Source organism: Pectobacterium sp. S5 (assembly GCF_051707265.1).
Lineage (GTDB): Bacteria > Pseudomonadota > Gammaproteobacteria > Enterobacterales > Enterobacteriaceae > Pectobacterium > Pectobacterium polare.
In genome coordinates, this window is sequence record NZ_JAULSZ010000001.1 from 1781812 (window position 1) to 1804979 (window position 23168).

The following is a 23168-nucleotide window of genomic DNA, read 5'->3' on the forward strand; positions in this document are numbered from 1 at the left end:
ATGCAACGGGAAGATGTTCTTGAACATGCGCTTACTCTGCTGGAGCAGCACGGCTTTGCCATGACAACGCTGGATATGCTGGCGGAGAGACTGGGCGTTCCGGTAGAGGAACTGACGCCATTCTGGCCGGATCGGGAGGCGCTGCTGTACGACGGCCTGCGCCACCATAGCCAGCAGGTCGATACCTGGCGACGTCAGCTTCTCTTGGACGACGAGAAAAGCATCGAGCAAAAGCTGCTGGCACGCTATCAGGTGCTGCATGAGTCGGTGAACAAACAGCGTTATCCGGGCTGCTTGTTTATTGCGGCGTGCAGCTTCTTCCCTGATATCAATCACCCTATCCACCAGATTGCGGAACAGCAGAAGCTGGCGTCTTACCAGTACACTCGCGATTTGCTGGAAGAGCTGGAAACCGACGATCCTGAGATGGTGGCACAGCAGATGGAATTGATTCTGGAAGGCTGCCTGAGCAACCTGTTGGTCAAGCATCAGGCCGCCAGCATCGCCACGGCCCAGCGGTTGGCAGAGGATGTCTTACGCTTTGCGCTGTGCCGCAAAAACGGCGCGTTGACCTAAGCGAGCATGCCTGCCCAGGCGGAAACGAACAGACACAGCGCCATCAGGCGCTGAAAGCGCACCATTGCAACGGTGGTGCGAAACACCCTGTTCACGGCCTTCCCCAGCCCTGCCCAGCACACCAGACAGGCCATCGAGATAATCAAAAACCACAGCGCCATTATCGATATTTCCCGCAACGCATGCTCTCCCGCAGGAGCGAACAAGCTCACGACAGCCAATGCCATCATCCACGTTTTCGGGTTAATCACCTGTAACAACGCCGCTGCGCGAGCCGTAAAACGGCTGTGCGATTCGCCAGAGAGATTAGCGGCGGGAGCCTTGAATAACTGCCAGCTCATCCAGCTTAGCCATAGCACACCCGCCCAGCTCATCCCCTGACGAACCACCGGATACTGACGCAGCATCTCTCCCGCACCGGCACCGGAAATAAGGACGATAGCGCTTGCCGCCACACAGGCACCGACCACCGCAGGTAGCGTGTTTCTCACGCCATGGCGCTGGCTGTTGGTTAAAATCAGGATATTTGTTGGCCCCGGCGTTATCGAGGCGACAAATGCAAACAGCAGAAACGGCATCAAACTCACAGGTCACTCCTTTTTTAAGAGCCCTGACTGTGCCGCTATTTTCTGGAAACGTCTGGAAGGTTTGTGCACAACCGACGGTAATGGGCAGGCGAGATCCGATACGCCCGCTGAAACCAACGGCCAAGATGGCTTTGATCGGAGAAACCTAGGGTCGCAGCCACGTCGGCAGGCTGATCGCCGCACGCCAGTAGCTGCCGTGCTTTCGCCAAACGAAGTTGGATAAGCCAGGCGTGCGGAGCAAGATGAAATTCACGTTTAAAGCAACGTGTCAGCGTGAAGCGATCGGTGCCTGTCTCCCGCGCGAGATCAGACAGACCGATATTTTCGCCCAGATGTGCATAAAGATAATCGCGTGCTCGATGCGCCACCGCCGTGCTTTGCAGCTGCGAGGGTAACCTTTTTCGCCAGTGACAATGTGCGGTGATCTGCGAGAGCAGGTTATCCATGGCGCTCTGCTGCACAATTTTCATTTCATCGTTGTGAAGCGTGGCGAACGTGTCGCCAATCGAACGAACCAGCTGTGGATCACGCGTGAGTGTTTGCGCAAAATGAAGCGAGTAACTTCCTGGCGTGGAAGCATATAAGCCGTGCAGCGCATTAGTCAGCCACTGCTCATCGAGGTAAAACGTCAGATAGGTAAACCCACCATCGACCGGCGCGTCACCGTCGTGGATTTCACCCGGCTCCAGCAAAAAGGCATCACCAGGCCGACTATGATGTCGCTCACGGCGACAGTGAAACTGCTGCGTACCGGAAAGCGTCACGCCCACGAGGTAGCTGTCGTGCCAGTGTGGATCATAGGCGTGCCCTTCAAAATGCGCCTTGATCGTTTCAATCCCCGTATCTGCATGCTGACGTAGCTCAAGCCAGTCGTTCGCCATCTCGCTCCCCTCTTTTCGCTCTCAGCATTACCCGTTCATAGGCATCAATTCTGGAAGATTTGTGCAAAATCGACGCCTACCCGATCAGATTGCCGTAAAGTTAAGCAGTTGAACAGCTTTTCCCTAAATAGGGTTGACGATCATACGGGATTAAGGTTTAATGCGCCCCGTTGCCCGGATAGCTCAGTCGGTAGAGCAGAGGATTGAAAATCCTCGTGTCCTTGGTTCGATTCCGAGTCCGGGCACCACCTTTCCTTTTTTATGCCTCCTTATAAATTCCTATGCGTATGTAATTCAATAAGTTGGCGTGAAAATCTTTTCCGATGCGTTTTGATTTATCCCTTCGTATCGGGGAATTTGTGGGTCAGATTGCGGGTCATTCAGTTCGATGAACGGGAGTGACCCTCATATGTTAACTGACAGCAAAGTCCGATCTACGAAACCTCTCGCAAAATCTTACAAGCTCACTGATTCGCAAGGCCTGTACCTCACGGTATCACCCAGCGGCGCTAAGCTATGGTATTTCCGCTATCGCTTCGGCGGTAAAGAAAGCCGTCTGGCCTTTGGTCCCTACCCCCAAACCACACTGGCAGAAGCCCGTGAAAAGCGTGATGCGGCGCGTAAATTGCTGGCATCCGGCATCAGCCCTTCTCAGCTTCGCAAAACGAACAATCCCGCCGTTGATGAATCCCGCACCTTTCAGTCTGTCACAATGGCGTGGCACACCAGCAGCCTCAAGCTCTGGTCGGACGCGCACGCCGATAAAATCCTCACCTGCCTGAAACGCTACGTTTTCCCTGCGATAGGTGCGATGGATATCGCGCAGGTTGAAACCCGCCATCTGGCGCAGTTGGTTAAGGCGATTGACGACAAAGGCGTGCATGACGTCGCCGGACGAGTACGCCAGCATCTGACCAAAATCATGCGCCACGCCGTCCAGCAGGGCGTAATCAAATACAATCCGGCTTACGATTTGGACGGTGTCGTGACCCCGGTTGTGACCCAACATCACCCCGCTCTGCCGCTGAAACGCCTGCCTGAACTGCTGGAGAAGATGGAGAACTACAAGGGCCGGATGCTCACCCGTCTGGCGCTGGAGCTGAATCTACATGTGTTTCTGCGCTCCAGTGAACTCCGTTTTGCCCGCTGGGATGAATTTAACCTGAAAGCACATATCTGGAGCGTACCCGCCCAGCGCGAAGCGGTAAACGGCGTGAGGTTTTCAGAACGCGGGGCAAAGATGAAGGATGAACATCTGGTGCCGCTGTCACGGCAGGCGGTCGCCCTGCTAAAACAGATTCAGGCGCATTCCGGCGAGTCGGTCTTCGTTTTTCCGGGTGCCCATACCCTGAACAAGCCGATGAGTGAAAACACCATCAACAAGGCGCTGCGCGTGATTGGCTACGACACCAAAAGCGAGGTGTGCGGCCACGGCTTCAGAACGATGGCCTGTAGCGCTCTGAACGAGTCCGGGCGCTGGTCAAAGGATGCCATTGAGCGGCAGATGAGCCACAAAGAGCGCAACGGTGTGCGGGCGGCGTATGTGCATAAAGCGGAGCATCTGGAAGCAAGAATCGAAATGATGCAATGGTGGTCGGATTATCTGGACGTAAACCGTGAAGGATATGTCGCACCGTATATTTATGCGCGGAGTCACTCGGCTGGCTAACGCGCTGCGCTTGTTGGCTCCTGACGGGCTTTCTATGTGATAGAAAACCCGTCAGGAGCGTTGTCTTAAAACCATCTGGGCATTCTGCCAAACGTTTCTTACCGTTAGGATTTCACTGGCTTATCGCGTTTTGGCGTTGCCAATTTTTGGCTGCATGCATCCAGAACCCAGGCTGAAAAATTAGCATCGGGATCTTCCGCTTTCTCCTGCGCAACGCTGGCGTTTATTTCTTCGATAAGCTCATGCGGGAAGCGAATTCCCTTTGTGGTCGAACGCTTGTTTTTAGAACCTGTAGGCATGCCATTTTCCTTTCTCGCTGAACGCACACTATACAAGGAAAAATATTTTTAAACACGTTGACGTGTATGTGCACCTAGCGTTAAGGTGTATGGACACCAAGAGCGAATTCATGGTGAAAAACGAAACCCGGCAGTGCGCCAACACTAACCGGGCTTCTGACCACAACATTATGAGGACTAATGCTATGGCTGACACCGATAGTAACACGGGCGCGTCTTATCAATCACTGCCGGATTATGAGAACCGTTACTCCGCCATGAGTGCCGCGCTGGCTCGTCTGGACTTTTCACACATGGACAATGATGAACTCTCGCAGGTCACAGAATATTGCGCCGAAACACAGGCCGGGCTTTGCCATTGCCTGAATTTCATTGGCGATGCGCTGATTACCTTTGCCGATAATGACGTGTGTGAATCGACGCCAGAAAGTTTGTGCCAGTTGGGGCATGGGTTAACCGCAATCAGTTTACTCATCCCTGCCCTTACCGATATGCAAAAACGCGCACATTCACTCACCGCCAGATAGCCATCTGAACATCACCAGCTTGATTAAAGCTCTGCCGTTGTTGACTCACGGTCAGAGCTTTTTTGCTTTCGTGACTCAATAACAATAATTCTTCCTATCCGATATTGAGTTGTTTGCAGGCATCCTTCCTTTTTCCCGATAGCCTTCCCTATCGGCTGATTTCAGCAGGGGGAAGACATGCCAGCACGTTTTATTTTCGCAACGCTGACAGCGCTCAACAGGCTATCTAGGCACGATGCAGGACGCGACGGGTTTAGGCGGGTGAAGGCCTGCGTCTCGCGGGCATTCATCCGTGGCGTGAGGCGAGTAAATTCAATTTCGCAGAAATTGCTAATTTGCGTCGCCCGAACCCACCGGCGAACGTTGCCCCCAAGGGAAACCGAGCAGGCCGGGGGGAGCCGAATAAATTTTGCCGCCCCAGCGAGCAAAAAGACGCGCCCACGCGTCGGTTTATTTGGGGGGCATCAGCCCCGCACACCGTCGCGGCTAAGTCTCCGGCCACAAGCCGGTAGCGAGGCGCGACTACCCGCTTTGAAGGCGTTTTCCCATTTTTTCGCTGACCGGAACGGGCAAAAGAAAAAGTGGGCTAAAAACGGCGTCTCAAAGGGGGTAGTCGCGCGTAGCGCGCGACGGTGTGCCGCTGTTGACGTTGGGGGTTTTGGCGTGGCGTCCAGCCGCGACATTACCCTCATGCGACAGGTAATAAGGGCGTCCAGCCCGCATGAACTGGCGCACACCGTTTTGTGCCGGGAAATGTATTTTCCGGCGCATGACCGCATCGCGGTCACCTCTTTATCCCCACAGGATCGCCTCATGACGTCGACTCATACCAGTGGGCGAAGGTATTCCCCCATGCAATGAGGCGATAAAACCGAAAGAGCGAACACCCCAGTAAAATGCGAAGGAGGAACCATGCTGATTTCTGATTACCGTGAACGCCGGGCGCGTAGTCACGAAAAAATGCGACTTCTGCTCACCTTTCTGAAAGAAGAAACCTACAGCGATTTTAAAACCCTGATGCTGCTTTTTGATTATAAAAATCACAAACCGCTTTATCTATTGCTGGCAAAGGCCATCGACATGGGATTCATTCAAAAGCAGACGTTTTGCACAAGGATGGAGAAAATCTCACTGTGGGGGATCACCAACGACGGATTAGCCGCAGTCGTCACACCAGATGATGACGGTTTTCCTGCTCGCTTTGAGCCAGCTAAAATCACGGGCTGGACGCTGGAACATCACCTTGATAACCAGCTCGCCCGGCTTATTCTGGAGAAGCAAGGCGCTTATGGGTGGCTTCACGGCAACCGCCCAACATTTCGCAGCCATTATCGAACCACACACCGCCCGGATGGGGTGATAACGCTCCCGAACGGAACGGTCATCGCAGTAGAGACTGAGCGCCGTCTGAAAACCAAAGCACGCTACCAGTCGATTATCACCAACCATTTACTGGCGCGTACTCAAAAGCACTGGATGTACGTTTTCTACATCGTGCCAGACTCACAGAAAAAGCTTGCTCTCGAACTGCTGTTCAATAGCATCAAACACGTCATCGTGAATCATCAGCGTATCCCGCTGGAAGCGAAGCACCGTCATGTTTTTCGGGTTTATACGTTTGAGGAGTTGAAAGGGTTGGAGTTAAATTTTGACTAATTGCTGAACAACCACGCGGAGTATATACTCAAAGTATGCACAAGAGAGGAGCACCATCATGAAACACCGTGTCAGCGTTACCGTGGACAAAGACAATTATCAGGTTCTGAGTGCTGCCGGAGTCAATATTTCCGGGCTGGTGAATGACGCCATTGGCAAAGAAGCCCGCCGTATCAAGGCTGAAGAGTGGAAGAAGGAAAACCGCGAAGGGATGGAAGAAGTCGCCCGATTTATCGCGCAGAATGGCTCCTTTGCAGATGAAAACAGGAATTGGTGATCATGCAATTCATTGTTTATCAATACAAACGCGCCAGCCACTACAAAATGTTTGTCGATGTACAAAGCGATATTGTCGACACACCAAAGCGGCGTATGGTCATTCCGCTTATCGAATCACATTACCTGTCTGAGAAAGTGAATAAGACTTTGTTCCCTCTGATCCGAATCGACGGCGAAGATTATCGGCTGATGACGACTGAACAATCTAACGTTCCCGCTGAGGTCATTGGTGAAGCGATTGCAGATCTTGGCGACTACGCCGATGAGATTAAGGATGCGATTAATCTTATGTTTTGGGGGATTTGAGAGGGGTCTAGGCGTTCACATCACATTTTATTCATAGTGATCTCAGTAAATGAGTATGATCAGTAATGGTACGATTTGCTGGGATACTTACAGTAAGACCATCATAGGATTTTCATAACATTATCACTCACCGTGAGTAAATAAATTGCAAACAACCAGTCATCATTAATATACTCAACAGTTCATAAGAATTACTAATCACTTAAAAACACGAGGTCTCTTCAACCCATCGCTAAAAAACATCACTTCAGAGCCCAAATATCTATCTTGAGCACTATACTTTATGCCATAGGACATTTTTTTACATGGTTTATATAAATCATTGATCTGAGGGACATTATCATAACTTACAATCCACGGTACATTAAGTTCAGAGATCACTTTTTTTGAGATTAAAGTGTGATCATCATGCTTATAGTGATTTTCATATAACCCCTGACCTTTGATATAATAAGGCGGATCTAAATAAATAAGGGAATCCCCAGAAAGCCTTACTACAATATAATCTAGAAAATCAACAGCATCCATATTCGTCAAGAATATGCTATCACTTTTTTTATTTATCTTTTGAATTCTATCAATTAAATTGTTTTTATTATATCGTGCATCTAATTTCCAATTACCGTCTTGTTTTTTACCGCCAATAACTCCGCCTTTAAGAATTCCAGAACGATTAGTTCTATTTAGGAAAAATGTTGAGAACCCTAAATCAAGAGGACTTACATCTAATTGTTTAGACATTATATCCTTTTGTCTATGCCACTCATCAATTGTGACACAGGTATCTTCAATCAAAGAGCAAAGCTCATCACAATGATTTAGTACCGAGTACCAAAATGAATAAACGGCATTATTAATATCATTGAGGTGTATAACCTCAGCACTCCCTTTCATCAACAAATTTAGAGCAAGTCCAGCACCACCGGCATAAGGCTCTGCGTAATGAATTGATGTAAACCTATTTAGTCGTAATAATTCTTCGACAAAATTGGTTAATTTTGCCTTACCACCAGGGTATCTTAAAGGGGTATTAAAACGCATAGTAACTCATATAAAAAAATTTTGGCCATTATAACACAAAACATACGGGCATGGCCATCTGGAAATAGCCATGCCTTTCAATAAATTAGCTTTGGATGCGAGGAGTGACAAGTGCCACCTCGAGGCCATAACCGCTAACTAGAACATGTATTAACCCAGAAATAAACCTATCCAAAAATCCCCCTGCGAGGTCAGGATTTTTCTTTGCCCAATACCTATAAGGATTTATTGAAACTTTACCACCTACGACCTCTAGTATTTTTTCTTTTTTCGAGAATTGTTTAAACATTTCTCTAACTTGTCCTTTTTGATACTCAGGCCGTCTTCTAAATTGATCAATATAATTTTGTAAATTTATTTTAATGCCAGGACTCACTGTGATGCTCAATTTCTGATAAATATCAGATGCAGCTCGTTCAAACACCGCCTTTGTGAATCCTGTATCATTCTCCCAATAGGCGTCCTCAGGTTCTAAATTACACAAAAATTCAAAAAGTAATTGATCAGGAGGCAAAGATGAAGGTAGCAGAATTACATTTTTTTGATTTTGTATATCTTTGTAATTTTTATCATCCTTAACATCAGAATCTAGGACAATAATACTCCTTGCGGAAAATTCGGGGATTTTTCTTGTTACCAAACTGATTAGGTCACTACAGCTAATATTAATATCCTTCAATGGATGAATTATTTTCTTTAGAGTAGCCTTTGTAATTATAGCATTATATAAATCAAATCCCTGAAGGTCTTCAAAGTAAACATTAACCTTAGGAAAATAGTCATCTTTAACTTTTACAGTATCAACATGTAGATCGGCATAAATCTGCGGCCATGATAAATCGTTTTTAACTTTTATTTTTCCATATGTATCTGTCAAATATATTGTTCTATAATCTTTAGATACTTTACTTAATTTATATACTTCTTCGATCATTGTAGGAGAGTGAGACGTCATTACAACCTGTAAGTTTAACTCCTTTGTTATCTTCGTTAATAGCTTGATAAATTCTAACTGAGCTGCCGGAAACAATCCAGCATCAGCTTCATCAATTAATAATATCCCGCCATGATAATTTTTGTATTCTTCCTTTAATTTTTTAAATGATAATAATGCTTGTAATATTTGACCAACATTATCCTCACCAACCGATACCGAATCTTGATCATAATAATTTGCATGACCTACTACAGATTTAATGCTACCAGAAGTAGCCGTAATTTGAGTAGACGTTGTTTTTATAAGAATCTTATTATTTAAACCCTTAAAATAATCAGAATTACTCCGAATATATCCTTCATTTCTTACTGAATATTCTCTTCTCGTTGTTATTGGTTGCAAACGAGCAAGACTTAGATATATAACTGGATGAGTAATATTTCGACTAGTATTACTAACCCCTTCTATTTTATTTCCTCTCACCACTGGACGAACTTTATCTCTATCGGCAACATCATAAACACGGAGTTTTAACTCCGATTGAGTTGTATCAGACGCACCGTCATAAACAACAAATCCTATATCCATTGAGCCTGGTTCATCATGTTTAGAAAACCTGAAATGATCAGAAAAAACAGACTCAAAATTAACATCAGTTAATGTCTTAAACTTTAAAATTTCAGGCGGATTTTCTGAATAATCTTTTTTAAAGCTAAAAACCTGAGCAATAATTCCCAATATAGTAGATTTTGAGGTGCCATTTTTACCGCAAACAATTGTAATACGATCAGCTATATCAAGAGATACACCACTTAGTCCTCTAAAATTCTTTATATCAATAGACTTTAATTTTGTTATTTTATTTGCCACGGCTAATAAGTCCTCTAAGGGATAGTCAATTTTAGGTAATTGCTCAGGAAGCTACTAAGTAAACCTAACGCTTCTACAAAACTTTTTCAATAAAAACAGCATTCAAATATAATTAATGAGCAGATTCCACATTAATGATCTACATCACAAAAACATTATTACATCGATATATCTACCCAACATAGGTCGGTAATTCACATAAAGAATACCGACCAATACACATTCACCTACAGATTTCCGATTAGTTGATATCTACACACTATCTAACTTCCCTCACTAAAAAGATCATATCCATCGCATCAGGCACATTGATATAACAGCGTAGCGCGTGCTCATAATCATCCATAGTAAGCCAGCACAGACTGTAAGTATCCCACTAAAACGAACCATTCATTTTTTGATCTTACAGACACAACATCAAGTTCAAATTGATAAACTCCCCACCAAATCCCCCAGCGTCACCATCATCGGATCTATCGGCGAAGGCTCAAATCCCACTCGCAGGTAAAACTCTCGCGCTTCATCAGACAGCGCATGAACCAGCATCCCGCGAATGCCAATAGTATCCGACACCTGAATCACTCTTAGCCCAGCATCACGTACTAGAGCCCGGCCAACGCCCTGACCATGCAATGACGTATCCACCGCTAGACGTCCCAGCACCACGACCGGGATCGGATCGGGCATATTGCGGCGAAAACGTCCGGGGGCGGCACTCGTTGCCACAGCACTGGAAGTCAATGAATAATACGCCAACACTTTTGAATCATCGCAACTGACGAAAGTTCGTGATGCACCAGTAACCTGATTTTTCATCGCCCGTAGTTTTAGCCAGTTGTCCATAGACTCCACGCCGCAACAGAATGAAGATAGTACATGTTCGGCGCGTAGGGGCTCAGGGGCGGAAATCATTTTTTCTGTTCCCATGGTGCAGGCGTTTGCATGGTTTTTCGCAGCGCAGCATTTGGTGCGGGAGCCTGATCCAAACGAGCAAGGAATTCCTGATAAGCATCGGGATCTGCCATGATGATGCGCTGATCGAGCAACGCTTCCTCTGCGGCGGCACGGGCAGCCTCAAGGACAAAATCAGTACGATTTTTTCCTCTGGCCTTCGCAGCACGATCAATCAGATCGCGTTCTGCAGGCTTGATGCGTAAATTCAGTGTTTCGCGTTTAACAGAAACGCTGTTCGCCACTGGCATGATGTTATCCTCCGACCTACTCTCTGGATATTAATCATACAGCGACCGTAACGCTAATGTCATTACGATTTACTAAAACAGAGCTGATCGATAATGATCTTTCCCTATCTGCTGTTGTGATCAGCAAGCATCCTTACCTCACTTAAAAAGTGTCAAATCAAAACTGAACGGAGAATAGCTGCTATTAGCACCTCAGCTTACGATTTTCATCCAGGAAAACATTTCACCAGCCGTAGAAACGCCCGAATCACCAAAATGGATGCGAATATGGTCATGTGAAATACCATTACACGCTGCAGAAAACGGTGTGTTGATGGTACGCAATTCTATACTTTGCCCATAACGAACCTCCAGAGGGCAGAAATAGCCGTTGGGTTCACAATGCAGGGGAAAGTCTCCCTGTTTAGCATGACAGTGCTGACAATGATTCATCCAGTAACGACTGTCCGTCGTTTTACTGTAATCTTTGGACAGATAATGCTTAACCTGTCCGAGTTGCGTTGATACCCCCCGTGGCATGTCATCAATATAAAACACGAAAGCGGGCTTCTCGTGCACCATCCAGTATGTCTGCAATGCCTCTGAATCTGCCGCCTCGTCGTTGACATCATTTTCATCCGCTTCAAGAGTTTCATGCCCCACTGGCAGCAATATTGACGTCAGTAACGTTTCCTCACGACATTTCCAGCATGCACCGAATGTTTGTGCAATGTACCAGTATGGTGCACGAACATTTCTGAAAGGTATCCATTTTTCAAACGGTTCTAGATGTGTACCATCAGGAATATACCAAGTCTTGTTTTCAGGATCCCAACGGCTACCTAGACGTTTAGCTTCGTCTTTCTCATCAAACGGAACATTAAGGTCTATTCTTGCCATTTATCCTCCTTGTATGGTTTTTGGTAATCAGTATCGCCTAAAATTATTTTTATCACAGATAACGGGCAAGGGTATGGAACCGCGTACTGGCCTCGCCAGTTAATTTAACGCTTCACGCTCGAGATAAATATTATCCATCGGCATGATATACCCTTTCGTCCTACTCTCTGGACATTAATCACATAGCAACCGTAACGCTAATGTCATTACGATTTATAGACATCATAGGGAATCGAACCAAAGGAACGAACCAGACATTTCTTTATCGCATACATCCCATCATTCTGATCTATCTATAAAAACACGGGTCAACCTATGGGTCTTGACAACAGCCACGGTTAAAATTTATGCTACATTTCAACTTAATAGAAAGCTGAATGATCCCGAGTCCGGGCACCACTAATTTAAAGAAACCAGCCTAACGGCTGGTTTTTTGCTTTTGGGGATTGGATTCTGAACTGGGTTCAGTTCTCTACGAGCGTGCTATCCCGCCTCCCCTTTCCCCATGATTCGGGTTCATACCTTGATAGCGTGACGGCCAGATCTCTTCCGGCTTCTTTCCCAATGCACCAGCAATTAATCTCTCACCTTTCGGCCAATGTCTTGTCAACGCGTTAGCAAGTGTTGAAGACGCGAGTCCAGATGCCCTTGAAACCGCCGCCAGCGTTGTGCCTTTCTTCCTCAAGCCAGCAATAATGTCTGCCGGATGCCAATCCTTATCAATCATCTCCATGATCCTTATTTTATGGCTTCACATTAAACACGCCTTGTTCAGTAACTCTAAACAACCACGATGTTAAGTAATGCTAAACACTAAGTCAATGTATGATCATTGATGGTGTAATGAATGCTTCCTGCTCGTCTCAAAACGGCGCGACTACGTGCTCATCTAACCCAGGAAAAGCTGGGTGTCCTTGCAGGTATTGAGGAGGAAACTGCGCGTTCCCGCGTGTCTCAGTATGAGGGGGGAATACATCGCCCAACATTTGAGACGATGTGTTCATTCGCAAAGGTTCTAAATGTGCCGGAATGCTACTTTTACACCGTTAACGATGATTTTGCTGAGATGGTTTTGGAGCTTTACTTGAAACATAAAAATAAGACCTAGTTGACATCAATAGTATTAGCTCAGGTTAGAGTTGATACTTTTGTGGATTAGAGCCATGCCTAATCTGACAGACAACTCTGTGCCGTGAGTTCAACCGATAGATGCAACACAGCCAAAAGCGGACGTTAAAAAATACGATGAGTTAATTAGAATAGACTTAACTACTATCATATAAGTTTTATCGATTAATTTAGAAAACATTTCATTTATAACTACAAATCCCTTCTATATCGTAGTAAAAGATCGATTAGAAGGGATCACTATAAAAATGATGATATTTATTCAATATCATTTTCAATTAACGTCACTTCTTTTTTATTAGGAATGTCAGGGAACTTTACCCTACCAATTGTTTTCAAAATTGCATTTCTGCAACGCTTAGCAAAAGCTTTACTCTGATTATCACTCAAATATTTAGCAACCATAAATAGATCGGGTGTGAAAACTAATGCAGTAGAACTTGCTTTGGCAGATGAAACGCATTTAGCTGAAAATGGTTCATCTCTATTCTCTATAGGAAGCATTCTATAAGGGTTGCCAAATAAAACCGACTTAGCTGGTTCAGATATATCATCACGCTTAAGATCTTCATGAATATTCAAAGCAATTTGACGAAGTTTCTCTATATTTATAGGCTTATTATCCTTCCCTTCTGCCTCTCCAATAAAACGACCCTCTTCAGAAATGAAAATCGCATCAAACTCTGATTCGCCATTGTCGAAATGGCTAACTTTAAAACCAATTGCGTTTAATGCTAAATGAATTGCTTGCTCGAGAGGTTTTCCTTTTTCAAACAATAAATTACGCAACTCACTAGCCCCATGAATCTTATCAAGAAGTTCTTCTTTATCCCGTTGAATATCATTAAGTTTCTTCTCAACCTTTATAAGTTTCTCATTAATTACCTTTTCCTTTTTTAACTTGAAGGCAGTCGCTTCCGTCCATTCTGGTGGAGGTGTTATCTCACTTGATGAATTAATTGCTTTTGAAAGCTTTATGATCTCTTGAATGAATCTAGCGGAAAATTGTACGGCATTATCAGTCCATTCCCCTTCATCATTAAGAAAATCTTCTTCATAAAAATCAATGTCAGGTAACAGAAGTATAGCGCCATTACCTTGTTCACCCTGAACCAATGAGCCTACCTCCATATCACCAATTTTTGTAAAAATAATTGGAGTGGATCTCTCAAGATTCAATGTAACATTGAATCTTGATTTGTTAGAAAACTCATTCCAATATGAAAGTATTATCTCGGATTTTTTATTTGATAACTTCATCTCCTTTCCTTTACCGCTAGTAGGGTTAAGCGATAGTGGAATGCATTTTTAATTATCATATTCATCGACAATTCTAGTGACTTTTTGATTTCGTCCAGTACCTGAAGTTTTTTTATTTCCAGTTGCAATATATAACTTCTTCAAATCGCATAAAAAAACAATCACCAGTTTACCATGCTGAACAGCTGCTTTTATTTCTCTTCGCCAATGTTCAGATTGGGATTTTAATTTGAAAGAGTCGTAGTCTGAAAGACATGGACTACCTTGAAAAGATGATTGCTGTCGAGATAGATATTCGTTAATATCAGGCTTTAAAAGGATTACATCCCAATCCAATAGAGATATGTCGTTATCAAAAGAACTATATTCTGAATCCGTGTCACATAATTCAAATCCAATAGTTAATATCTTTTTTTTTGCCATCATTCTCACCTCGATAACTAGTTGTAATTTGCATTTTCTCAGCGGGTTATATTTTTGTCTATCTACACCAATACATTAATGTGTAGTTGATCACTAATTACATCTGAGCACATTAATAAACATACAAAATATTAGTTATGCCTTCCTGTTCTGTTGCCAATTATCAGGCCTAGTTATGCTCTGACACAGAACATTGCCAGATAAAGCCCGAACGAATGCACAGAGATATATAATCCACAGTCATTGTTTAGCAACTCTAAGCAACATCGCTGTAAAGTAATGCTAAACATGCCATCAATATCATTATTGATGGCACATCTATGTTACCTATTCGCCTTAAAACCGCTCGCCTACGGGCAAATCTTACGCAAGAAAAATTAGGCGTACTCGCTGGCATTGAGGAAGCTACGGCGCGTTCTCGCATATCACAATATGAAAGCGGTATACATCGCCCAACATTTGAGATGATGTGCGCATTTGCTAAGATGCTTAATGTACCAGAGTGTTATTTTTATACGGTTGATGATGAATTTGCTGAAATCATACTGAAAAACTATAAAAAGTGGTCAAGTAACCTTTAATTCATTGAAATATAAATCATCAGAATGTGTGAACCTTCATTTAACTGTATTCACGCAGAAAATCGCGGCGTCCTCGTCTTAAATCTCAGCTTCTAAAAACGCAATAAATGCTCTTACCTTCGAATTCAGTGCCGAACGTTCATTAACACAGGCATAAATATTCATCGGTAAAGACTCTACGTGGTTACCGTTACTGTGGTCTGAGCAGAACAAAGGAGTGAGTTGACCACTGTCTATCAACGGCTGGGCAACAAAGCTTGCCAGACGGGTAACGCCGCCTCCGTTTGCTGCTATCTTTGCAATGATATCAATATCATCACTGATGAATTTAGGGTTGAGCTTCACGTTAACAGGTTGCCCATTAACCATAAATGTCCAGGGAAGAAAACGTCCATCAGTGGGATAGCGGAAAACCAGGCAGGCGTGCTGGCTGAGTTCTTCGGGAGTCTGAGGGGTGCCCGCGCGATCCAGATAGGCCTGGGCTGCGCAGAATATAAATGGCATCGATGCGATTTTTCTGGCAATCAGTTGATCGTTCAGCTGTGCCTCGATGCGGATACTGACGTCTACGCCTTCCAACCGATGGTTGACGTTGCGATCGGTACTAATCAGTTCGATATCAATATCGGGGAAAGACGCTTTGAAAGCAGGCATCAGTGGAGCGATAACGTACCGACCAAACGCAGCAGTCGTCGCGATGCAAAGCGGACCTTGCAGTTTGGTTTCACTCGCAGCAGCCTGCGAGGCGAGCTCGATATCATGTGGAATATGACGTACTTTCTCGAAATAACGTTTACCGTTTTCGGTTAATGTCATGCTACGAGTGGTGCGCGATATCAGGCGCACACCCAAATGTGTCTCAAGCCGTGAAAGGCTCTGGCTTACCGCCGCCGGACTCATACCTTTAGCTCGTGCCGCCGCGGCGATACTGCCGTTCTCCACCACGCGGATAAAATTGCTAATCAGCCCTAACACATCCATATTATCCCCAACGCTTGATTCGTTACTTTTATTTAATAATGATTAAAGCATAGCTGCTCTACTACCATCCTAGTTAGCTTGATAGGTTAGCAACCGTTTCACTAACCATTGTTAACCAGGATAACTTGATGACTAATGCTGTTGCTAAAAATACCCCGCGATTCCGCTTCCCTAAGCACACGTCACCCTACGTATTTGCTCTTTATATGGCGACCATCATGGCATTTCTGATGTGTCTGGTCATCATTCTGGCCGAATTTGGAATGGGGCCACATTACATGGAAAATGTGATGAATGCCTATCAGGTTGCCATGCCAGCCGCTTTTGTTTGCATACTAATTGTCCGTCCTATTGTTACCCGGTTGGTAAGATTGACTGTTCACGGTCACTGAGTCATTCAATACGTTATTTCGCCGCTCGCCGACGATCCCTACAACCCCAACACCAGCCCGTCATACGCCGCATGGACGTTCTCAGGCAGCAGCGTCTGCGTTTGGAGCCAGCGATCCAGTTCGTGGCCGATGTGGGTCAGGTACAGTTGTTTGGGGTTTAGTTGAGTGAAGATTTCCAGCGCACGGGTGACGTCATTGTGGTTTCGCGGTGGCGTCGTCTGGGGAGGGTGGCTGCAATCGACCACCGCATAGTCCAGCGAATGTGATGCAAGAAACTGAACGGTTTCAGGCGGCAGGCCGATGGTGTCGGTCAGGTAGGCCAGCGTATACGTCGGCGTCTGGATGAGGTAACCGTAGGTTAATTTGGAATGGATTAAGGGAACGGGTGTGATGCTTATGCCGTCCAGTTCGAAGGGCTGGAAAGGCACCAGAGGCGGCTGAAAATGCAGAATGCCTGGGTGTTTAAAGAGATCGTCGCAGCCCGCTTCATCCGGTGGCCCAAAAACAGGAATGGGATCGCCGTAACCCCAGCGTAGGGGAAATAATCCCTGAACGTGATCCATGTGATAGTGGGTCAGCAAAATATACCGAGTCGGATAGGGAAGCAGATATGGCGCTAGCTCGGGTAATCCGGCATCAATCAGGATGATCCGGTCTTGTGTTGTGATGGCCGCACAGCAGGCACGACGCCGTTTTTTTTCATCGCGTTGCGCCTGCTGGCAAATCTCACATTCACAGCCAAAGGCGGGAACCTGCTGTGCGCCGCCGGTTCCCAGAAAGTGAAAAACGATCCCGTCACTATTTGCTGCCATCGGTTTTCTCCTGCTCTCCGGTGCGTTTGCCACTCAGTCTATCGTTCGCTGCGCGTCTTACAGGCGCTGTCGAACGGCAGCAGCGACCGAAAGGTGGATAAGGTGCGTTGCAGATCGCCGTCGTTATTCAACAAAACACAGTCGTTTGCCAAGCGGCTTTGCTCTTCTTCGGCACGTTGCAAACGCGTGGCAATTTGCTGTTCGCTCTCCCGCCCTCTGGCGCGTAGCCGCTCTCGCAGTGCCGATTCAGAGACAGTCAGGCATATCGGAAACAGCGTGTTGCCATAACGTTCACGCGCCTGAGTCAGGTAAGCCCGCGAGCCATTCACGATGACGTCATTCCCCCGCTGTAGCCAGTCATCAATCTCTATCCCGATGCCATAGTGGCACTGATGCGCCTGCCAATGGAGCGCGAAGAGGCCAAGCTGCTGACGGTTCACGAACTCCTCCGGGGTCAGCGCAATGTGATTCTCTCCTTGTATTTCAGCGGGACGAGTAATGTACCGATGCGCCACCAGCAGGCGTGGCGGCGATAGCTGACGAATCGCCCGCAGCAGGCTGTCTTTGCCTGCGCCGGAAGGGCCAATGAGGTAGATGAGTTTCGTCATGATCAGAATACCCGGACGCCCTGACGCCACACGCGCAGCAGCTTCATTTGTGGCGCGTGCCGTTTGACGAGCAGCAGGTCGGCTCGCCGCCCTTCTTCAATGCAGCCGCGATCGTCAAATTGCAGCGCCTGAGCGGGGTTGTGGCTGACCAGCGCCATCGCTCGCGGCAAGTCGTAATCATTGCGCTCATCCTCTGCGATCATAAACGCCGCCTCCAGCAGGCTGGCTGGATAATAGTCCGAAGACAGGATGTGAAGCACGCCAAGCGTCGCCAGATGATGTGCCGACACATTGCCAGAATGCGAGCCACCGCAGATGACATTCGGTGCGCCCATGAGTACGTTCATGCCAACGCCGTTCGCCTGCTGCGCCGCAATCTCGGTGGTAGGGAATTCGGCAATAGCGACACGATGCTGATGGGCTTCGCTGATATGTTCCGGCGTCGCATCGTCATGGCTGGCCAGCGTGATGCCTCTATCGTGACAAAGCCGGACAATGGCCTCGCGGTTAGGCTGCGACCAGCGGCGTGAACCCGCCAGTTGCTCCTCCTCAAACGCGGCCATCTGTTCATCATTCAGGTGATACTTGCCTTTGTAATACTGATGATATTTCTCCTGAGAGGAAAATTGCCGCTGCCCCGGAGAGTGATCCATCAATGACGCGAGCGCGACCAGCGGAATATCCGCCAGTTGCTCAAAGAGGGGGAATGTATCCTGATGTGGCAGCTCGCAGCGCAGGTGCAAATGATGATCCGCCCGATTGGTGCCGTGCTGCTGGCTGTGCAAGACCGCATCCGTCATGCGCCGCAGGTTCTCAAGCCGATGCCCGCCATCGCGCACATCCCCCACCGCGACGGCATCCAGCACGGTGGTGATCCCGCTGGCGATAATCAACGCGTCGTGATTGCGCATCGCCGCTTCAGCAGGCCAGTTAACGCCGGGGCGTGGCGTGAAACACTTATCGAGATTATCCGTATGTAGCTCGACAAGCCCCGGCAGGAGCCAGGCCTGTTCGCCATCCAGCGCACCGGGGTGACGGCTGGGCCTGTCGCTGATGTGGTGAATCACGCCGTTGCGCACTTCCAGTGAGCCATGAATGATTTCCCGTGAGAGCACCATATTGACGTTATTAATGATCATTTGCGGTCTCCTGAGCGTTGGAAGCGATCGGCAGCGTGTTCATCGACATCGCGTTCACTGACATCGTGTAGAGGCTATCGGCCACCTCCTGACGCACTTCATCATCATGAAAGATCCCGACGATGGCACACCCTTTGTCTTTCGCATTGTTAATGAGCTGTGTGACAGCCAGTCGGTTTTTAGCATCCAGCGAGGCCGTCGGTTCGTCTAACAGCAGAATCGGGTAATCACCAATAAACCCGCGAGCAATATTGATGCGCTGCTGTTCACCGCCGGAAAAGGTAGCGGGAGCGAGCGACCAAAGCCGTTCAGGGACGTTCAGATGCGTCAGCAGTTCACCGGCGCGAATCTCGCTTTCCTGACGCGACATGCCGCGTTCCAGCAACGGCTGGATGACCACGTTCAGCGTGCTAATACGCGGGATGACGCGCAGAAACTGGCTGACCCAGCCCACGGTTTCACGGCGGATTTCCAGCACATGACGGGCGTCCGCGTTGACGATATCGACCCAGCGTTCACGATGGCGTACCCAAATATGCCCGCCGTCAGGCTGATAGTTGCCGTACAGAGAACGCAGCAGCGTGGATTTTCCACTTCCTGAATGCCCGTGCAACGCCACACACTCACCGCCTTTCACGGACAGGCTGACGTCATGGAAAACCGGCAACCGTGTGCCCTGCTGGTTATATAACACGAACGTTTTATCAACGTTCTCGATGCGTAATTGCGTATCCATCAAGCGTCCTTTTGTCTGGATTTACAGAATGGAAGAAACGAGCAGCTGGGTGTAAGGGTGGCTCGGATCGTCCAGCACCCTGTCCGTCAATCCCTGCTCAACGACCCGCCCACGCTGCATCACCAGCAGACGGTGCGACAGCAGGCGGGCGACGCCGAGATCGTGCGTCACGATGACGACGGAAAGCTGCATCTCCACAACCAGCGTTCTGAGCAGATCGAGCAACCGCGCCTGCACCGATACATCTAATCCGCCGGTGGGTTCATCCATAAAGATCAGCCGCGGTGCCGTCACCAGATTGCGTGCGATCTGGAGGCGTTGCTGCATCCCGCCGGAAAACGTGGTCGGCAAATCATCCAGACGGTTTTCGGGCAGCTCGACGTTTTCCATCCACTGCGCCGCCTTGCTGCGGATATCGCCGTAGTGCCGATTGCCGATTGCCATGAGCCGCTCGCCGATATTGCCGCCCGCAGACACCGTGGGACGTAATCCCGCCAGCGGATGCTGCCAGACAATCCCCCACTCGGTACGCACCAGCGCGCGCCGCTGCCGTTCACTGATGTCATAGATCGAGAGCGCCTGCTGCTCGGCGTTGCGGTAGATAACCTCACCTTCCTGCGGTGCCAACCGTGCGGAGATCGCGTTCAGCAGCGTGGTCTTCCCTGAGCCCGACTCGCCAACAATCCCTAAAACCTCCCCCGGCCACAGCTGAAACGACACGTCTCGGAAGCCTTTTTCCGGTGCATACAGGTGCGTGAGGTGTCGCACATCGAGCAGCGGGCTGTCGGATGCGTGATGTCCTGTCGTCATGACGGTTCTCCTCCCTGGCTTTGGCGCTGCTGGCAATAGTCGGTGTCAGAACAGACGAACATGCGCGTGCCGTCATCGTCCATCACCACTTCATCAAGGAAGCTGTCGCGCGCGCCACACAGCTCACACGGCTTGTCCCACTGCTGTATTGTGAAAGGATGATCGTCAAAATCGAGGCTTTCTACCGAGGTATAGGGCGGAACGGCATAGACCCGCTTCTCACGCCCGGCACCAAAGAGTTGCAGCGCAGGCATCATGTCCATCTTCGGGTTGTCGAATTTCGGGATGGGGGACGGATCCATCACGTAGCGATGATTCACCTTCACCGGATAGGCGTAAGTCGTGGCGATGTGCCCAAAACGCGCGATGTCTTCATAGAGTTTCACCTGCATCACGCCGTATTCTTCCAGCGCATGCATTTTGCACGTCTCGGTTTCGCGCGGTTCAATAAAGCGCAGCGGCTCAGGGATCGGCACCTGAAAGATCAGGATCTGATCCTCTTTAAGCGGCGTTTCAGGAATGCGATGCCGCGTTTGGATCAGCGTCGCTTCACTGGTTTTTTCCGTGGTTGATACCTGTGCTACCTTGCGGAAAAAGGCGCGGATCGACACCGCATTGGTCGTATCGTCAGATCCCTGATCGATCACTTTAAGCGTATCGTCCGGCCCGATAATGCTGGCGGTGATTTGAATACCGCCGGTGCCCCAGCCATAAGGCATGGGCATTTCCCGGCTGCCAAACGGCACCTGATGCCCAGGAATGGCGATCGCTTTCAGGATCGCACGCCGTATCATCCCCTTCGTGCTTTCATCCAGATAGCCATAGTTGTATTCCGTATCTGAACCGCTACATTCCGTTTCTGGCTGGCTGTCTTTCTGGCGGAAGATCGTTGTCTGGCCCATTACGCGTTACTCCTTGGCACAGACGCGAGGTATTCCTCACGTAGTCGTTTTAATAGCTCCAGCTCTGACTGGAAATCGACGTAATGCGGCAGCTTGAGATGCGAGACAAATCCCGCCGCTTCCACATTGTCAGCATGAGAAAGAACAAACTCCTCATCCTGAGCCGGACCGCGAATTTCCTCTTGATAATCGGCGGCCTGAAGGGCGCGATCGGCTAATGCCACCGTGATGGCCTTGCGTTCTGAGCGGCCAAATGCCAGCCCGTAGCCACGGGTAAAGTGCGGCGCATCATTATCGGGTTTCACAAAGCCGTTCACGGTTTCGCATTCGGTTAGCAAGATCTCGCCAATATCGATGGCAAAGCCCACCTCTTCGGCGACGATGCTCACCGTGATATAGCCCGTGCGGATCTCTCCGACAAACGGATGGTTGCGGCCATAGCCGCGCTGGGTGGAATACCCGAGCGAGAGAAGAAACCCTTCGTCACCGCGAAACAGCTGCTGGAGACGCGATGCCCGCGTGCCGGGGTAGCTCGGTGGATCCATCGTGATATCTGGCGGATCGCGATCGTCACCGTTGTCTCGTTCAGGCGCGAAGCCCTGCTGGGAAAGGAACTGAAACGCGTGAGGAATGTGTTCACGCATCGCGTCATCCTCATCAACGGCGTCAGGTTGTGGTGCGACAGGATCCTCACCGTTGGCCAGCAGCGAGAAATCCAGCAGGCGGTGGGTATAGTCATAGGTCGGGCCGAGTAGTTGCCCGCCCGGTAAATCTTTGAAAATGGCCGACACACGGCGTTCAAGACGCATATCCGGCGTATTAAGCGGCTGACTGATTCCCCAGCGTGGCAGCGTGGAACGGTAGGCTCGTAAGAGAAAGATACTCTCCACCAGATCGCCGCTGGCCTGTTTAATGGCGAGCGCGGCGAGTTGGCGGTCGTAAATATTGCCTTCGGTCATGACGCGATCGACGGCTAAGTTAAGCTGCTGTTCTATTTGTGAACAGTCTAATTCTGGTACATCCGTGCACCCGCGGCGGCGGCAGGCTTGTAGCTGGTGGGCGGCCTCAATGGCCTTTTCCCCACCTTTGACGGCAACATACATTAGCATTCCTCCACGTGGGTACTTCTGGGGATCGCAAAGAGCTTTTTCCCAGACGTAAAGAGAAAATCCAGTCCTGTCGGGAAGGCATGGGGGCGGTTGCACAGGTAGTCCCTGACGCTAACGGGCAGACGGGGAGAGATAATGCGATGTGTCTTGATACCCGGCCCGGTCAGTTTCAGGCAAGGCCCGTCATGCATCCCTTCCACTTCGACAATAACGGTGGTGGATTTTTCTGGTTCGACTTCGCTGCCGCAGGAAAGCGCCATCAGGTCATAAGAAAAACGGTTGCCGCTCAACAGCACAAAGTCAGCACCGTCGAGCGTCGTGGCGATCGGCACGTTCGTATGCAGGCAAAGCGTGCGCAGCAGCAGCGGGTTACCGATTTTGGGATCGATAAACAGCGGCGTGGTGTGGCTGGTCAGCGTAAGCAGCGTGGCCGCCGTGGCGGACGACATCGATTCCAGACCAGAGACATTCGGAACCGTGACCAGAGAACCCGGCTCGCTCATGGCCTTCACGATTTTGCGAAAGCAGAGCTGTGTACCAAATACGGGGTGGGCGAAGCCCGTCATCGTTGTCATGAC

At 48.5% G+C, this 23168-nt stretch carries 30 protein-coding genes and 1 tRNA gene; 10 read left to right on the forward strand and 21 right to left on the reverse strand.

Annotated elements, in window-relative coordinates:
• The gene (locus tag QWJ20_RS07990; protein ID WP_014914059.1) at positions 1 to 576 is read left to right on the forward strand and encodes a transcriptional regulator; all 576 of its coding nucleotides are present in this window, start codon (positions 1 to 3) and stop codon (positions 574 to 576) included.
• On the opposite strand, the gene QWJ20_RS07995 is transcribed toward QWJ20_RS07990, so the two are convergent.
• Together QWJ20_RS07995 and QWJ20_RS08000 are read right to left on the reverse strand one after the other, a co-directional pair.
• The gene (locus QWJ20_RS07995) at positions 573 to 1163 is read right to left on the reverse strand and encodes a LysE family translocator (protein WP_433992234.1); all 591 of its coding nucleotides are present in this window, start codon (positions 1161 to 1163) and stop codon (positions 573 to 575) included. The genes QWJ20_RS07990 and QWJ20_RS07995 overlap by 4 nt on opposite strands.
• Positions 1164 to 1198: 35 nt before the next feature.
• The gene (locus QWJ20_RS08000) at positions 1199 to 2044 is read right to left on the reverse strand and encodes an AraC family transcriptional regulator (RefSeq protein WP_205556658.1); all 846 of its coding nucleotides are present in this window, start codon (positions 2042 to 2044) and stop codon (positions 1199 to 1201) included.
• Between the two features lie 172 nt (positions 2045 to 2216).
• On the opposite strand from QWJ20_RS08000, the gene QWJ20_RS08005 reads away from it, so the two are divergent.
• Together QWJ20_RS08005 and QWJ20_RS08010 are read left to right on the forward strand one after the other, a co-directional pair.
• Positions 2217 to 2292, forward strand: a tRNA-Phe gene (locus QWJ20_RS08005).
• A 161-nt stretch (positions 2293 to 2453) separates the two neighbouring features.
• The gene (locus tag QWJ20_RS08010) at positions 2454 to 3713 is read left to right on the forward strand and encodes a tyrosine-type recombinase/integrase (protein ID WP_433992235.1); all 1260 of its coding nucleotides are present in this window, start codon (positions 2454 to 2456) and stop codon (positions 3711 to 3713) included.
• A gap of 104 nt (positions 3714 to 3817) precedes the next feature.
• Here QWJ20_RS08010 and QWJ20_RS08015 read toward each other — a convergent pair whose 3' ends face one another.
• Complete coding sequence (locus QWJ20_RS08015) at positions 3818 to 4012, reverse strand: YlcI/YnfO family protein (RefSeq protein WP_433992236.1); 195 nt, start codon at positions 4010 to 4012, stop codon at positions 3818 to 3820.
• Between the two features lie 185 nt (positions 4013 to 4197).
• On the opposite strand from QWJ20_RS08015, the gene QWJ20_RS08020 reads away from it, so the two are divergent.
• A complete protein-coding gene (locus tag QWJ20_RS08020; protein WP_127031222.1) occupies positions 4198 to 4539 on the forward strand; it encodes a hypothetical protein in 342 nt (113 codons plus the stop codon).
• Between the two features lie 600 nt (positions 4540 to 5139).
• On the opposite strand, the gene QWJ20_RS08025 is transcribed toward QWJ20_RS08020, so the two are convergent.
• Positions 5140 to 5310, reverse strand: coding sequence for a hypothetical protein (locus tag QWJ20_RS08025; protein WP_433992237.1), 171 nt, complete (start codon positions 5308 to 5310; stop codon positions 5140 to 5142).
• 141 nt (positions 5311 to 5451) lie between these two features.
• On the opposite strand from QWJ20_RS08025, the gene mobC reads away from it, so the two are divergent.
• From mobC to ccdB, 3 genes are read left to right on the forward strand one after another with little or no spacing between them, the layout of a single operon-like run.
• A complete protein-coding gene (gene mobC / locus QWJ20_RS08030) occupies positions 5452 to 6195 on the forward strand; it encodes a MobC family replication-relaxation protein (protein WP_433992238.1) in 744 nt (247 codons plus the stop codon).
• A gap of 58 nt (positions 6196 to 6253) precedes the next feature.
• Positions 6254 to 6472 carry a type II toxin-antitoxin system antitoxin CcdA gene (ccdA, locus tag QWJ20_RS08035; protein ID WP_015855076.1) on the forward strand — a complete coding sequence of 73 codons (219 nt, stop codon included), beginning with the start codon at positions 6254 to 6256 and terminating at the stop codon, positions 6470 to 6472.
• Positions 6473 to 6474: 2 nt separating this feature from the next.
• Positions 6475 to 6780: a type II toxin-antitoxin system toxin CcdB gene (gene ccdB, locus QWJ20_RS08040; RefSeq protein WP_433992239.1), complete on the forward strand. Its 306-nt coding sequence runs from the start codon at positions 6475 to 6477 to the stop codon at positions 6778 to 6780.
• Between the two features lie 198 nt (positions 6781 to 6978).
• Here ccdB and QWJ20_RS08045 read toward each other — a convergent pair whose 3' ends face one another.
• The 6 genes from QWJ20_RS08045 to QWJ20_RS08070 form a co-directional block, all read right to left on the reverse strand.
• Positions 6979 to 7821: a DNA adenine methylase gene (locus QWJ20_RS08045; RefSeq protein WP_433992240.1), complete on the reverse strand. Its 843-nt coding sequence runs from the start codon at positions 7819 to 7821 to the stop codon at positions 6979 to 6981.
• 85 nt (positions 7822 to 7906) lie between these two features.
• Entirely contained in the window at positions 7907 to 9628 is a 1722-nt protein-coding gene (locus QWJ20_RS08050; RefSeq protein ID WP_433992241.1) for an ATP-dependent nuclease, read from the reverse strand.
• Between the two features lie 423 nt (positions 9629 to 10051).
• Positions 10052 to 10540 (reverse strand): GNAT family N-acetyltransferase, encoded by a 489-nt coding sequence (locus QWJ20_RS08055; protein WP_433992242.1) that lies wholly within the window; start codon positions 10538 to 10540, stop codon positions 10052 to 10054.
• Positions 10537 to 10830: a DUF1778 domain-containing protein gene (locus QWJ20_RS08060; protein ID WP_433992243.1), complete on the reverse strand. Its 294-nt coding sequence runs from the start codon at positions 10828 to 10830 to the stop codon at positions 10537 to 10539. Before QWJ20_RS08060 ends, QWJ20_RS08055 begins: the two co-directional genes overlap by 4 nt.
• Before the next feature lie 192 nt (positions 10831 to 11022).
• Positions 11023 to 11709 (reverse strand): DUF5710 domain-containing protein, encoded by a 687-nt coding sequence (locus tag QWJ20_RS08065; RefSeq protein WP_233982729.1) that lies wholly within the window; start codon positions 11707 to 11709, stop codon positions 11023 to 11025.
• A 472-nt stretch (positions 11710 to 12181) separates the two neighbouring features.
• Positions 12182 to 12436, reverse strand: a complete 255-nt coding sequence (locus QWJ20_RS08070; protein ID WP_433992244.1) for a helix-turn-helix domain-containing protein — start codon at positions 12434 to 12436, stop codon at positions 12182 to 12184.
• Between the two features lie 120 nt (positions 12437 to 12556).
• On the opposite strand from QWJ20_RS08070, the gene QWJ20_RS08075 reads away from it, so the two are divergent.
• A complete protein-coding gene (locus QWJ20_RS08075; protein WP_323635617.1) occupies positions 12557 to 12817 on the forward strand; it encodes a helix-turn-helix domain-containing protein in 261 nt (86 codons plus the stop codon).
• Between the two features lie 278 nt (positions 12818 to 13095).
• On the opposite strand, the gene QWJ20_RS08080 is transcribed toward QWJ20_RS08075, so the two are convergent.
• Together QWJ20_RS08080 and QWJ20_RS08085 are read right to left on the reverse strand one after the other, a co-directional pair.
• A complete protein-coding gene (locus tag QWJ20_RS08080) occupies positions 13096 to 14097 on the reverse strand; it encodes a hypothetical protein (protein WP_433992245.1) in 1002 nt (333 codons plus the stop codon).
• Between the two features lie 48 nt (positions 14098 to 14145).
• Positions 14146 to 14523, reverse strand: a complete 378-nt coding sequence (locus tag QWJ20_RS08085) for a hypothetical protein (RefSeq protein WP_433992246.1) — start codon at positions 14521 to 14523, stop codon at positions 14146 to 14148.
• A 317-nt stretch (positions 14524 to 14840) separates the two neighbouring features.
• On the opposite strand from QWJ20_RS08085, the gene QWJ20_RS08090 reads away from it, so the two are divergent.
• Positions 14841 to 15101: a helix-turn-helix domain-containing protein gene (locus tag QWJ20_RS08090; protein ID WP_433992247.1), complete on the forward strand. Its 261-nt coding sequence runs from the start codon at positions 14841 to 14843 to the stop codon at positions 15099 to 15101.
• A gap of 78 nt (positions 15102 to 15179) precedes the next feature.
• Here QWJ20_RS08090 and QWJ20_RS08095 read toward each other — a convergent pair whose 3' ends face one another.
• The gene (locus tag QWJ20_RS08095) at positions 15180 to 16082 is read right to left on the reverse strand and encodes a LysR family transcriptional regulator (RefSeq protein ID WP_103164620.1); all 903 of its coding nucleotides are present in this window, start codon (positions 16080 to 16082) and stop codon (positions 15180 to 15182) included.
• A 128-nt stretch (positions 16083 to 16210) separates the two neighbouring features.
• On the opposite strand from QWJ20_RS08095, the gene QWJ20_RS08100 reads away from it, so the two are divergent.
• The gene (locus QWJ20_RS08100) at positions 16211 to 16474 is read left to right on the forward strand and encodes a DUF2798 domain-containing protein (RefSeq protein ID WP_433992248.1); all 264 of its coding nucleotides are present in this window, start codon (positions 16211 to 16213) and stop codon (positions 16472 to 16474) included.
• Between the two features lie 38 nt (positions 16475 to 16512).
• Here the strand turns inward: QWJ20_RS08100 and phnP are convergent, their stop codons facing one another.
• Genes phnP through phnH form a run of 8 tightly spaced genes read right to left on the reverse strand, consistent with a single transcriptional unit; the run spans position 16513 to position 23165 of the window.
• On the reverse strand, positions 16513 to 17265 hold the full coding sequence (phnP, locus tag QWJ20_RS08105; protein WP_433992399.1) for a phosphonate metabolism protein PhnP: 753 nt from the start codon (positions 17263 to 17265) through the stop codon (positions 16513 to 16515).
• 59 nt (positions 17266 to 17324) lie between these two features.
• The gene (gene phnN / locus QWJ20_RS08110) at positions 17325 to 17894 is read right to left on the reverse strand and encodes a ribose 1,5-bisphosphokinase (RefSeq protein WP_433992249.1); all 570 of its coding nucleotides are present in this window, start codon (positions 17892 to 17894) and stop codon (positions 17325 to 17327) included.
• 2 nt (positions 17895 to 17896) lie between these two features.
• Positions 17897 to 19033, reverse strand: coding sequence for an alpha-D-ribose 1-methylphosphonate 5-triphosphate diphosphatase (phnM, locus tag QWJ20_RS08115; protein ID WP_174868518.1), 1137 nt, complete (start codon positions 19031 to 19033; stop codon positions 17897 to 17899).
• On the reverse strand, positions 19023 to 19769 hold the full coding sequence (gene phnL / locus QWJ20_RS08120; RefSeq protein WP_433992250.1) for a phosphonate C-P lyase system protein PhnL: 747 nt from the start codon (positions 19767 to 19769) through the stop codon (positions 19023 to 19025). The genes phnM and phnL overlap by 11 nt, the downstream gene beginning before the upstream one ends.
• A 21-nt stretch (positions 19770 to 19790) precedes the next feature.
• Positions 19791 to 20579 (reverse strand): phosphonate C-P lyase system protein PhnK, encoded by a 789-nt coding sequence (gene phnK, locus QWJ20_RS08125; protein WP_433992251.1) that lies wholly within the window; start codon positions 20577 to 20579, stop codon positions 19791 to 19793.
• Positions 20576 to 21481, reverse strand: coding sequence for an alpha-D-ribose 1-methylphosphonate 5-phosphate C-P-lyase PhnJ (locus QWJ20_RS08130; RefSeq protein WP_095701503.1), 906 nt, complete (start codon positions 21479 to 21481; stop codon positions 20576 to 20578). Before QWJ20_RS08130 ends, phnK begins: the two co-directional genes overlap by 4 nt.
• Positions 21481 to 22584 (reverse strand): carbon-phosphorus lyase complex subunit PhnI, encoded by a 1104-nt coding sequence (locus tag QWJ20_RS08135; RefSeq protein WP_205556668.1) that lies wholly within the window; start codon positions 22582 to 22584, stop codon positions 21481 to 21483. Before QWJ20_RS08135 ends, QWJ20_RS08130 begins: the two co-directional genes overlap by 1 nt.
• Positions 22584 to 23165, reverse strand: coding sequence for a phosphonate C-P lyase system protein PhnH (gene phnH, locus QWJ20_RS08140; protein WP_109410670.1), 582 nt, complete (start codon positions 23163 to 23165; stop codon positions 22584 to 22586). The genes QWJ20_RS08135 and phnH overlap by 1 nt, the downstream gene beginning before the upstream one ends.
• Positions 23166 to 23168: the final 3 nt, after the last annotated feature.

What these genes read in the sequence shown, in the direction of transcription:
- QWJ20_RS08060 (WP_433992243.1), bottom strand. Translation starts at nt 10,830, where the DNA reads ATGCCAGTGGCGAACAGCGTTTCTGTTAAACGCGAAACACTGAATTTA.
- QWJ20_RS08130 (WP_095701503.1), bottom strand. Translation starts at nt 21,481, where the DNA reads ATGGGCCAGACAACGATCTTCCGCCAGAAAGACAGCCAGCCAGAAACG.
- QWJ20_RS08065 (WP_233982729.1), bottom strand. Translation starts at nt 11,709, where the DNA reads ATGGCAAGAATAGACCTTAATGTTCCGTTTGATGAGAAAGACGAAGCT.
- QWJ20_RS08135 (WP_205556668.1), bottom strand. Translation starts at nt 22,584, where the DNA reads ATGTATGTTGCCGTCAAAGGTGGGGAAAAGGCCATTGAGGCCGCCCAC.
- phnH (WP_109410670.1), bottom strand. Translation starts at nt 23,165, where the DNA reads ATGACAACGATGACGGGCTTCGCCCACCCCGTATTTGGTACACAGCTC.
- QWJ20_RS08070 (WP_433992244.1), bottom strand. Translation starts at nt 12,436, where the DNA reads ATGATTGATAAGGATTGGCATCCGGCAGACATTATTGCTGGCTTGAGG.
- QWJ20_RS08010 (WP_433992235.1), top strand. Translation starts at nt 2,454, where the DNA reads ATGTTAACTGACAGCAAAGTCCGATCTACGAAACCTCTCGCAAAATCT.
- QWJ20_RS08100 (WP_433992248.1), top strand. Translation starts at nt 16,211, where the DNA reads ATGACTAATGCTGTTGCTAAAAATACCCCGCGATTCCGCTTCCCTAAG.
- QWJ20_RS08080 (WP_433992245.1), bottom strand. Translation starts at nt 14,097, where the DNA reads ATGAAGTTATCAAATAAAAAATCCGAGATAATACTTTCATATTGGAAT.
- QWJ20_RS08020 (WP_127031222.1), top strand. Translation starts at nt 4,198, where the DNA reads ATGGCTGACACCGATAGTAACACGGGCGCGTCTTATCAATCACTGCCG.
- QWJ20_RS08045 (WP_433992240.1), bottom strand. Translation starts at nt 7,821, where the DNA reads ATGCGTTTTAATACCCCTTTAAGATACCCTGGTGGTAAGGCAAAATTA.
- ccdA (WP_015855076.1), top strand. Translation starts at nt 6,254, where the DNA reads ATGAAACACCGTGTCAGCGTTACCGTGGACAAAGACAATTATCAGGTT.
- QWJ20_RS07990 (WP_014914059.1), top strand. Translation starts at nt 1, where the DNA reads ATGCAACGGGAAGATGTTCTTGAACATGCGCTTACTCTGCTGGAGCAG.
- QWJ20_RS08085 (WP_433992246.1), bottom strand. Translation starts at nt 14,523, where the DNA reads ATGATGGCAAAAAAAAAGATATTAACTATTGGATTTGAATTATGTGAC.
- mobC (WP_433992238.1), top strand. Translation starts at nt 5,452, where the DNA reads ATGCTGATTTCTGATTACCGTGAACGCCGGGCGCGTAGTCACGAAAAA.
- QWJ20_RS08095 (WP_103164620.1), bottom strand. Translation starts at nt 16,082, where the DNA reads ATGGATGTGTTAGGGCTGATTAGCAATTTTATCCGCGTGGTGGAGAAC.
- QWJ20_RS08075 (WP_323635617.1), top strand. Translation starts at nt 12,557, where the DNA reads ATGCTTCCTGCTCGTCTCAAAACGGCGCGACTACGTGCTCATCTAACC.
- QWJ20_RS08000 (WP_205556658.1), bottom strand. Translation starts at nt 2,044, where the DNA reads ATGGCGAACGACTGGCTTGAGCTACGTCAGCATGCAGATACGGGGATT.
- QWJ20_RS08015 (WP_433992236.1), bottom strand. Translation starts at nt 4,012, where the DNA reads ATGCCTACAGGTTCTAAAAACAAGCGTTCGACCACAAAGGGAATTCGC.
- QWJ20_RS08055 (WP_433992242.1), bottom strand. Translation starts at nt 10,540, where the DNA reads ATGATTTCCGCCCCTGAGCCCCTACGCGCCGAACATGTACTATCTTCA.
- phnM (WP_174868518.1), bottom strand. Translation starts at nt 19,033, where the DNA reads ATGATCATTAATAACGTCAATATGGTGCTCTCACGGGAAATCATTCAT.
- ccdB (WP_433992239.1), top strand. Translation starts at nt 6,475, where the DNA reads ATGCAATTCATTGTTTATCAATACAAACGCGCCAGCCACTACAAAATG.
- phnL (WP_433992250.1), bottom strand. Translation starts at nt 19,769, where the DNA reads ATGGATACGCAATTACGCATCGAGAACGTTGATAAAACGTTCGTGTTA.
- phnN (WP_433992249.1), bottom strand. Translation starts at nt 17,894, where the DNA reads ATGACGAAACTCATCTACCTCATTGGCCCTTCCGGCGCAGGCAAAGAC.
- QWJ20_RS08090 (WP_433992247.1), top strand. Translation starts at nt 14,841, where the DNA reads ATGTTACCTATTCGCCTTAAAACCGCTCGCCTACGGGCAAATCTTACG.
- QWJ20_RS08025 (WP_433992237.1), bottom strand. Translation starts at nt 5,310, where the DNA reads ATGCGCCGGAAAATACATTTCCCGGCACAAAACGGTGTGCGCCAGTTC.
- phnK (WP_433992251.1), bottom strand. Translation starts at nt 20,579, where the DNA reads ATGACGACAGGACATCACGCATCCGACAGCCCGCTGCTCGATGTGCGA.